Annotated in this window: 6 protein-coding genes; 2 read left to right on the top strand and 4 right to left on the bottom strand. The window is 52.0% G+C overall.

Annotation, left to right across the window (positions count from 1 at the left end; genetic code table 11):
* Positions 1-162: 162 nt before the first annotated feature.
* The 4 genes from HMPREF2572_RS11715 to tkt all read right to left on the bottom strand — a co-directional run bounded on the left by HMPREF2572_RS11715 (position 163) and on the right by tkt (position 5,978).
* Positions 163-753, bottom strand: coding sequence for a LolA family protein (locus HMPREF2572_RS11715; RefSeq protein ID WP_070498802.1), 591 nt, complete (start codon positions 751-753; stop codon positions 163-165).
* A 67-nt stretch (positions 754-820) separates the two neighbouring features.
* Positions 821-1,258: an acyl-CoA thioesterase gene (locus tag HMPREF2572_RS11710; RefSeq protein WP_070498801.1), complete on the bottom strand. Its 438-nt coding sequence runs from the start codon at positions 1,256-1,258 to the stop codon at positions 821-823.
* A 436-nt stretch (positions 1,259-1,694) separates the two neighbouring features.
* Positions 1,695-3,707, bottom strand: coding sequence for an LTA synthase family protein (locus HMPREF2572_RS11705; RefSeq protein WP_070498800.1), 2,013 nt, complete (start codon positions 3,705-3,707; stop codon positions 1,695-1,697).
* A gap of 291 nt (positions 3,708-3,998) precedes the next feature.
* Positions 3,999-5,978 carry a transketolase gene (gene tkt, locus HMPREF2572_RS11700; RefSeq protein WP_070498799.1) on the bottom strand — a complete coding sequence of 660 codons (1,980 nt, stop codon included), beginning with the start codon at positions 5,976-5,978 and terminating at the stop codon, positions 3,999-4,001.
* 516 nt (positions 5,979-6,494) lie between these two features.
* Between tkt and ccoG the strand changes: the two genes are divergently transcribed.
* Together ccoG and HMPREF2572_RS11690 are read left to right on the top strand one after the other, a co-directional pair.
* Positions 6,495-8,006 carry a cytochrome c oxidase accessory protein CcoG gene (gene ccoG, locus HMPREF2572_RS11695; RefSeq protein ID WP_070498798.1) on the top strand — a complete coding sequence of 504 codons (1,512 nt, stop codon included), beginning with the start codon at positions 6,495-6,497 and terminating at the stop codon, positions 8,004-8,006.
* Positions 8,007-8,009: 3 nt separating this feature from the next.
* Complete coding sequence (locus HMPREF2572_RS11690) at positions 8,010-8,579, top strand: FixH family protein (protein ID WP_070498797.1); 570 nt, start codon at positions 8,010-8,012, stop codon at positions 8,577-8,579.
* The last annotated feature ends 106 nt before the right edge of the window (positions 8,580-8,685 follow it).

Here is an 8,685-nt window from a genome sequence, read left to right as displayed (position 1 = left end):
ACGCCGTACTGGTTTAAAGTTAATCCACCATAAAATGCGAACCTGCGGCTTACCCCCCTTGCTTAGCCGCTCATGCGGAGAGGAAGAAAGCGGGCGGCAAGCCGACAGGCAGGTTCTTCAAAAGCCGACAGGATGACTTTGCGGGTCTGTTGGATGGTTTGTTTACAGGGCTTTTTTTGCAAAGTCGTCTAACGGTTTGCCGGTTTGCACTTCTCTAAACTGCATCACAGTTTTGTCGCCTTGCTTTTCGTCCAACTCAATTTTGCGCACTACGCTGTCGCCGCTGATAATGATGTGGTTGAAAATTTGGCGGGTAACGGCGGTTTTCGGCGTCAAATTCAGCGTCCATTGTTTTTCACTGCCAGAGAGGGCGAGGTTGAATTGTTTTTCCAAACCTTGCGTGTTGCCGCCAAGCAGGTCGAGGAAGAGTTTGATTTGCTGGGTTTGTCCGACTTTGCCTTGATTGGGGTTGGTCCATGCGCTGCCGTTCCACTGCATGATGCCGTCCGAGCGAACGCGCAGGGTGGTTTCAAACGGTTTTTGCATTTGCCACAACAAGCCTTTTTTCGGGACGAGAACGAATTTCCCGCCTGTAACCATCGGTTTGCTCAGGGATTTCAATTGACGCTGCTGGGTAAACGCGCCCTGTACGTTGGACGGTTTTTGAAGGGTTTGGGCGAGTTCGGCGGTGGAGAACGCCCACAAGGCAGGGCTGGCAAGGGTCAGAAAGAGGGCGGTAAGTGTTTTTTTCATGTTGTTCCTTTTCAGGTTTGTTTTTCAGACGACCTTAAGGGTCGGGGTCGTCTGAAAACGTAAAGTGTCAGGCAGGGGTAAAGGTCGGATGGGTTTGCACGGCATCCAACCAGCTTTGCGGAGTCTGAAACTGCATTAGACCGTCTGCCAGCGAAACGGCGGCTTGTGTGGTCGAAGCGCGGTTGAGCTTTTCGTTGGTTTGCGCATCATAAATTGTATAGTCGATGCGCAGGCAGCTTTCGATTTCGACGATGTCCATATCGACACGGATTTTTTGACCGAAGCGGGCGGGGCGGATGTATTTGAGGTTCATCTGCACAATCGGCCAGCTGTATCCCTGCCGTGCCATTTCATTGTAGTCGTAGCCGATGGTGGACAAGAAGGCGCAGCGGGCGGTTTCGAGGTATTTCACATAGTTGCCGTGCCAGACGATGTGCATCGAGTCCACATCGAAAAACGGGACTTCGATTTCAAAGCTGTGGCGGCAGTAGATGTGTTTTTTCATGAGTTTCCTTGTGTGACGGGCGCAAGCGACATAGATTATATAGTGGATTAGTCGTCTAACGGTAAGGCGTCGTGTTGCGCGGATGTAATGTGGCACGCTGTCTAAAGCGCGTTTTATTTTACTACACTATGACGGTATTGTTAGGCAGTTTGGCATTTGCTTTAAGGCGGGAACGTATTGGGTATGGTTTATAGTGGATTAAATTTAAACCAGTACGGCGTTGCCTCGCCTTAAGCTCAAAGAGAACGATTCTCTAAGGTGCTGAAGCACCCAAGTGAATGGTTCCGTACTATCTGGATTTTGGGGAATTTTGCAAAGGTCTCTATCTGTACTATCTGCGGCTTCGTCGGCTTGTCCTGATTTAAATTTAATCCACTATATTTGCAAAAAGGTCGTCTGAAACTTTTCAGACGACCTTTGATGTTTATAAACAGATTTATTGGGTACTGACAATCCGGTTGATCTGCCATTCAAGAAACGGCGTATATGCCGAGGCGCGGCGGATAATGGCTTGGTCTTCGTTATCCGGCGTGCTTGGGTGGCTTTCGGCGGTTTGGATGTTTTGGTTGTCCCATTTGTGGAATGCTTTGCTGTGTTGGTGATAGAAACCGCGTTCGGTGATGATGACTTCGGGGTTGTAGCCGTAGCTGCACCATGCGGAATCGGGTTGCGGGGCGGTGAGGTTGCAACCGGTTTGGTAGTAGCGCGCCTCGGACAAGCTTAAGTTGTAGAGGGTCGGCAGGATATCTTTGTGCGAACCTGCGCGTTCGGGATGGTATTCGGCGCTGCCGCGGTAGGCTTGCGGAACGTACAGATAGAAGGGGACGCTGTGGCCGAGTGCGACATCGGCGGATTCGGGATAACCGATGGCGCGCATATTGTGGTCGCCGGTGGCGGCGATAATGGTGTCGGGCGCGATGGTTTTCACTTTGCCGATAAATCGTCCGAGTTGGTCGTTGCTGTATCGGAAGGTGTTGAAAATTTCATTCAACTCTTTGCCTGAGGCGAGGTTGGCAAGGCGTTTTTGCTCTTGTCCGTCCAAACGGAAGTTTTTCGCCTGATGCGGCGCGGGCAGGCGGTAGGGCGGATGGTTGGTCACGGACATCATCATGATGAATACGGGCGTGCCGCTTTTTTCGGCGCGCGCGAGTTCTTCTTCGGCGTAACGGAACATGAATTCGTCGGGTACGCCCCATGTGTCGGATTTTGCTTCGGGATAGTGGGTTTTGAGGGTGTTTTCATCAATGATTTCATTGACGCCCAAGTGACGCAGGAAGGTGTCGAAATCGCGCCAGCCGCCGTTGCCTGCCGTAATATAGACGACGCGGTAGCCGGCTTCGAGATAGGGTTTGAACATATTGCCGGGGAAGGTTTTGTTTTTGGCAAGGGATTGGCTGAGGTTGAGGCGCGGGCTGCGGACGAAGAAGCGGTGCAGGGTGTCGCTGGTGCCGTCTCCCTCGGAAACGAATTTGCGGTACACCCAGTCTTGCTGCCAGTGTTTGCCCAGTTCGCCCAAGAGGTCCCGTTCGGGATTGTCCATGTTCAAGAGATGCGCGCTCATGCTTTCCATGACGGTGAGAACGACGTTGGGACGGTGTTTTTTGACGGCGGCGTTTGCAGCGGTTTGGGCAAAGAGCTGCGTCAAGTCGGCGTCGGTTTTTTTATCGAGCAGAGTACTGATGAGCCGGCTGCCGTCTTCGTCGGAGACGGGATGGAAATTATTGCTGTTGCGGTATTCGTTGACTGCCCAGCTTAGGGAGGTTAGGGCATTGGGAACGAGTTTGTTGATTTGCGGTGCGGCGGAAATCTGCATGGCGGTCTGACGCAGGGGGAATTTGCCGAACGAGCCGCGTATGCCTGCGGCAAGCGCGAGGACGGGTAAGAGGACGGCGGCAATCCAAGCGGTTTTTCCCCATGAGGTCGTCTGAAAGCGGGTGCTGCGGCGGATGAGGCTGAAAATTTTACTAAAAACGAAAGCTGCGGCAATCAAAGCTGCCAGACAGGAAATAACGGGATAGTCCGACCAGACGGTTTTCAGGACGGCGCTGGTGTCTTCTTCCGCCAGCCCGAAGATGAAGACGTCAAATTGACGGTCGTACACACTGAAATAGAACCAGTTGCCCAGTGCGGCGGCAAAGGCAGTCAGGGAGAGGACGGTTGCGACGGTAGGCAGGAGGCGGAGAGTAAAGGCGGCAGTTTTCTGCGTAGCCAGTCCGAACAGCCCGATCAGGAAAGTGAAGGCGGCGGCAACGGAGGCGATTTTGATGTCGAACAGCAGCCCTTTGACAAACAAAGCCGCCAAATCGCCCGCATAACGGCTGCGGATGTCGTCTGAAACAAAATGGTGCAGCATGAAGAAACGTTCAGCGGAAAAAACGGCGACGATAGATACCCATAAAATCAGGCAGGTGAGGAGGGTTTTCCGGTAGGCGGCAAGGCGGGTAATCATGATTAGTGGGTAAGACGGGTTGGATGTATAGTTATATCAAATTGGGTAAGGCGTGATTTTATGGTTTGGCGGTGCGGCTTTCAAGATATGGCGAAAGATTATTCGGAATGAAGGTGGAGACGATGCTTTATCCAACATTTCTACGCTACTTCCATTTGCGCAGAAAGGGTTGCGCCGCTGTATGGGTATTTAGATTTTTCGTTAAGCCGATTTTGGCAGTTTTGAATGAAAAAGGTCGTCTGAAAACCTTATTTCTCGTTTTCAGACGACCTTTGAAGCGATGGTTAATATTTACAACACTGATTTTACAGTATCGACAACATTGTCCACGGTAAAGCCGAATTCTTTGAACAGCAGATCGGCAGGGGCGGATTCGCCGAAGCGGTTGATGCCGACGACTGCGCCGTTCAGTCCGACGTATTTGTACCAGCCGTCGGCGTGTCCGGCTTCTACGGCGATACGCGGCAGGCCTTCGGGCAGGACTGCGGCTTTATAGGCGGCGTCTTGGCGGTCGAATACGTTTGTGGACGGCATGGAAACGACGCGGACGGCGATGTTTTGCGCGGCGAGGGCTTTTTGCGCTTCCAAGGCCAGCTCGACTTCTGAGCCGGTGGCAATGATGACGGCTTGGGCGTTGCCTTGGGCTTCGCCGATGACGTAGCCGCCGCGTTTGATGTCGTTCAGTTGTTGTTCGTTGCGTGCTTGGAATTTCAGGTTTTGGCGGCTGAAAATCAGGCAGGACGGGTGGTCTTCGGCTTTTGTGGCTTCCGCCCATGCTACCAAGGATTCGGCGGTGTCGCACGGACGCCATACGTCCATGTTCGGAATCAGGCGCAGGGTGGCGGTTTGCTCGATGGGTTGGTGGGTCGGGCCGTCTTCGCCGAGACCGATGGAATCGTGGGTGAACACGAAGACGGGGTTGATTTTCATCAGTGCCGCCATGCGTAAGGCGTTGCGTTCGTATTCGCTGAACATCAGGAAGGTCGCACCGAACGGTTTGACGCCGCCATGCAGGGCAAGGCCGTTCATGATGGCGCCCATGCCGAACTCGCGCACGCCGTAGTGGATGTAGTTGCCGCCTTTGTCGCGGGTAACGGAGACGCTGTTTGACCAGTCGGTCAGGTTGGATGGAGTCAGGTCGGCAGAACCGCCCACCAGTTCGGGCAGCGCTTTGGCGAGGATTTCGATACTGTTTTGGCTGGCTTTGCGGGTGGCGATGGTTTCGGCTTTGGCGCACACTTCTTTCAATGCGGCTTGAACGTATGCATCGAAATTGTCCGGCAGTTTTTTATCCATGCGGCGCACGAATTCTGCGGCTTCGGCAGGATATTTGGCTTGGTATTGCGCGAACAGTTCGTTCCAGTCGGCTTCCAGTTTCGCGCCTTGTTCTTTCGCGCTCCATGCGTCGTAAATTTCTTGCGGGATTTCAAAGGCGGGGTAAGTCCAGCCCAAATGTTTGCGCGTGGCTTCGATTTCGTCCGCGCCCAAAGGTGCGCCGTGGGTTTTGTGGCTGCCTTCTTTGTTGGCGCTGCCTTTCCCGATTAAGGTTTTGCAGCAGATGATGGACGGTTTGCCGGTTTCGGCGCGGGCGGCTTCGATGGCGGCTTGAATGGCGGCGGTGTCGTGGCCGTTTACGTTGGGAACAACGTGCCAGCCGTAGCTTTCAAAGCGTTGCGGGATGTTTTCGGTAAACCAGCCGTCTACTTTGCCGTCGATGGAAATATTGTTGTCATCATATAAAACAATCAGTTTGCCCAAGCCCAAAGTGCCGGCGAGCGAACAGGCTTCGTGCGATACGCCTTCCATCAGGCAGCCATCGCCCATGAAGACGTAGGTGTAGTGATCGACGATGTTCAAACCGTCTTTATTAAATTCGGCGGCAAGGATTTTTTCCGCCAATGCCATACCCACCGCGTTGACAATACCTTGTCCCAACGGGCCGGTCGTGGTTTCCACGCCGTCGGTGTAGCCGTATTCGGGGTGGCCGGGGGTTTTGCTGTGCAGTTGGCGGAAGTTTTTCAGGTCTTCAATGCTCAGGTTGTAGCCGGTCAGGTGCAGCAGGCTGTACAACAGCATGGACGCGTGGCCGTTGGAGAGGATGAAGCGGTCGCGGTTGTAGAATTTGGGGTTGGCAGGGTTGTGACGCAGGAATTTCGTCCACAATACTTCCGCCATTTCCGCCATACCCATGGGCGCGCCGGGGTGGCCGGAATTTGCTTTTTGAACGGCATCGGCCGAGAGGAAACGGATTGCGTTTGCCAGTTGAGACATTTTGTACCTTCCTTGCTGTATTGGTTTGAAACGGTAACGGTAAAGAAAATTCCGTTGATTATCGCCCGATTCGGTCAGGCTTTCAAGGATATGGGCGGCTTTCAGACGACCTTTCCGTCTATCAGAAGGACAACTTCAAACCGGTACGGCATCGGTTTCGCGTTATCCTGTTTTAAAAATTGTCCGCATAAGGGGTCGTCTGAAACAGGCAAAGCAGATGAGATTAACTGTTATTCCGTTTTGAAACAGTAGTTTATAAATTTTTATCAGAGATATAGCGATTCGCTATAAGCATAGCGTCATCGGTTATATGCAACTGCTTGAATATCGCCGATTTCAGACTTGGGCAACGGAAAAATCAAAACGGGTGGCATATAAAAGCCAAGTAGGGCTTTTTGCTTTGGTCAAGCTCAAATGATATGATTCCGACGCATATAAAAGGTCGTCTGAAAAACCAATCAAACCAGTAATCAGAATAAAAGACCTGCGCGCAAACACACGAAGGAACACTGAAAAATGTCAACAGAAAACCAAGCCGAAAACGCTGTGTCAGAAGAAAAAAACGCTGCTCCGAAAGAGCAGTCCGAGAAACCGGCAAAAACCGCTCCGCCCAAACCCTCAAAACCCAAATCCAGCGTCATCCAAATCCATCCCGAAGGCGAACGCATCCATCCGAAAAAAGCGGAAGGGCGGTTCGCCAAATTGCGTATTGCCGCCGTATTGGCGACGCAGTTTGTGTTTTATGTGATTCCGTGGTTCAACTGGAGCGGTCGTCAGGCGGTGCTTTTCAATATTCCGGACCGACATTTCTTCATTTTCGGACTGTCGCTGGGTATGGGCGACTTGATTTACCTTGCTCTGTTGCTGATGATTTGCGCTTTCGGACTGTTTTGGTGGACGACGATTGCCGGACGTTTGTGGTGCGGTTATTCCTGCCCGCAGACTGTTTACACCGAAATCATGTTGTGGATCGACAACTTGGTCGAAGGCGACCGCAACAAACGCCTGAAGCTGGAAAAATCGCCGTGGAATTTCACTAAAATCCGCATTAAAGCAACTAAAGCCCTTCTGATTTTCCTTGTCTGCGCGTGGACAGGCATTACCTTTGCGGGCTGGTTTGTCCCGATCCGCCAGTTCGTTCCCGACTTGTTTGCCGGAGCAGCAGGCGGCGGCGCGATGTTTGCCGCAGCGTTTTACGGCTTCATGACCTTCTTCTTTGCCCACGTTATGCGCGAGAAAGTGTGCCTGCATATGTGTCCATATGCACGCTTCCAAAGCGCGATGTTCGACAAAGACACGCTGATTATTTCTTACGATACAGAACGCGGCGAACCGCGCGGCGCACGCAAGAAAACTGCTAATAAGGAAGACAGCGGATTGGGCGATTGCATCAACTGCACCATGTGCGTACAGGTCTGTCCCGTCGGTATCGATATCCGCGACGGTCTGCAATACCAATGTATCGGCTGTGCGGCGTGTATTGATGCCTGCGACGAAATTATGGACAAAATGGGTTATCCGCGCGGCCTGATACGCTATACGACCGAAGGTGCGTTGGAACACGAATATCCTGAAAGCGACATCAAAAAACGCTTGAAACGTCCGCGTGTGGCGGGATACGGCGCAGTTTTGCTGGTGGTCATCATCGCTTTCTTGGTCGGACTTTCCACCCGTAAAATGGTCGAAGTCGATATTTTGAAAGACCGCGGCGTGATGGTGCGCGAAAACAGCAAAGGTTGGCTGGAAAACGCATACAACCTGCGCATTATCAACAATAGCGAAAACGAACAAGTCATGACTGCGACAGTCAAAGGCTTTGAAGAAATTGCCCTGACCGGACTGCCGGAAGGCGGCGTGAAAATCGCACCGCGCCAAACGTTGACCATCCCTGTCCAAGTTTCCACCATTCCCGAATACGCCGACAAGGGCAGCCATCCGATTGAGTTTACCTTCACTTATCGCGAAACCGGCAAAGCAGATGGCAAACCCACTATCTTGGAAGAAGAAGCAACCTTTATCGGAGAATAAAACGTGTCCGAGCAAAAACAAGTCAAACCTTGGTACAAACACATTTGGCCGTGGGTGTTGATGGCGGGGCCTATTTTCGTCGTGATTGCCAGTGTCGCCATGTTCTTCGTCGCCAAAGAACATGCAACCGATTTGGTAACGGACGACTATTACAAAGACGGCAAACACATCGACATCCAGCTTCACCGCGATGAAGAGGCAGTGAAGCGGCATATGCAGGTGCAAGTGCTGATCAGTCCGGATAAGGATGCGGCCAAAGTGTTTGTCAGCGGGGAATTCGATCCCAAGCAGCCTTTGAATCTCCTTTTGATGCACCCGACTAAAAAATCGGAAGACCAAACTGTCAAACTGCGTGCCGTCAGCGCGGAAATCCAAAACGGCCGTATGGAGTATGAAGCGACTTTCAAACCCCTGCCGCCGACCAACCACTGGTATCTGCGTGTGGAAGATACCTCGGGTGTTTGGCGGGTGGAGGATAAATGGATAGTCAGTCAAGGCAATGCAATCAATCTGACCCCTATGAACAAATTGTTTGAGAACGCCAATCAGAAGCCGAAAGATTCAGGACAATAGTTTGACAGGCTCAAAAGGTCGTCTGAAAAATTTCAGACGACCTTCATGCTGTAAGGTTTGTGATGATGTTGGCGCAAATATAGTGGATTAAATTTAAACCAGTACG

The sequence above is a fragment of the Neisseria sp. HMSC064E01 genome (assembly GCF_001808875.1).
In the GTDB taxonomy this organism is placed as follows: Bacteria; Pseudomonadota; Gammaproteobacteria; order Burkholderiales; family Neisseriaceae; genus Neisseria; species Neisseria sicca_A.
Note: the sequence above shows the minus strand (reverse complement) of the source record. Positions and strands in the feature narration are given on the sequence as shown.

Coding starts and splice junctions, on each gene's coding strand:
- HMPREF2572_RS11715 (WP_070498802.1), bottom strand. CDS start 753: ATGAAAAAAACACTTACCGCCCTCTTTCTGACCCTTGCCAGCCCTGCC.
- tkt (WP_070498799.1), bottom strand. CDS start 5,978: ATGTCTCAACTGGCAAACGCAATCCGTTTCCTCTCGGCCGATGCCGTT.
- HMPREF2572_RS11710 (WP_070498801.1), bottom strand. CDS start 1,258: ATGAAAAAACACATCTACTGCCGCCACAGCTTTGAAATCGAAGTCCCG.
- HMPREF2572_RS11705 (WP_070498800.1), bottom strand. CDS start 3,707: ATGATTACCCGCCTTGCCGCCTACCGGAAAACCCTCCTCACCTGCCTG.
- ccoG (WP_070498798.1), top strand. CDS start 6,495: ATGTCAACAGAAAACCAAGCCGAAAACGCTGTGTCAGAAGAAAAAAAC.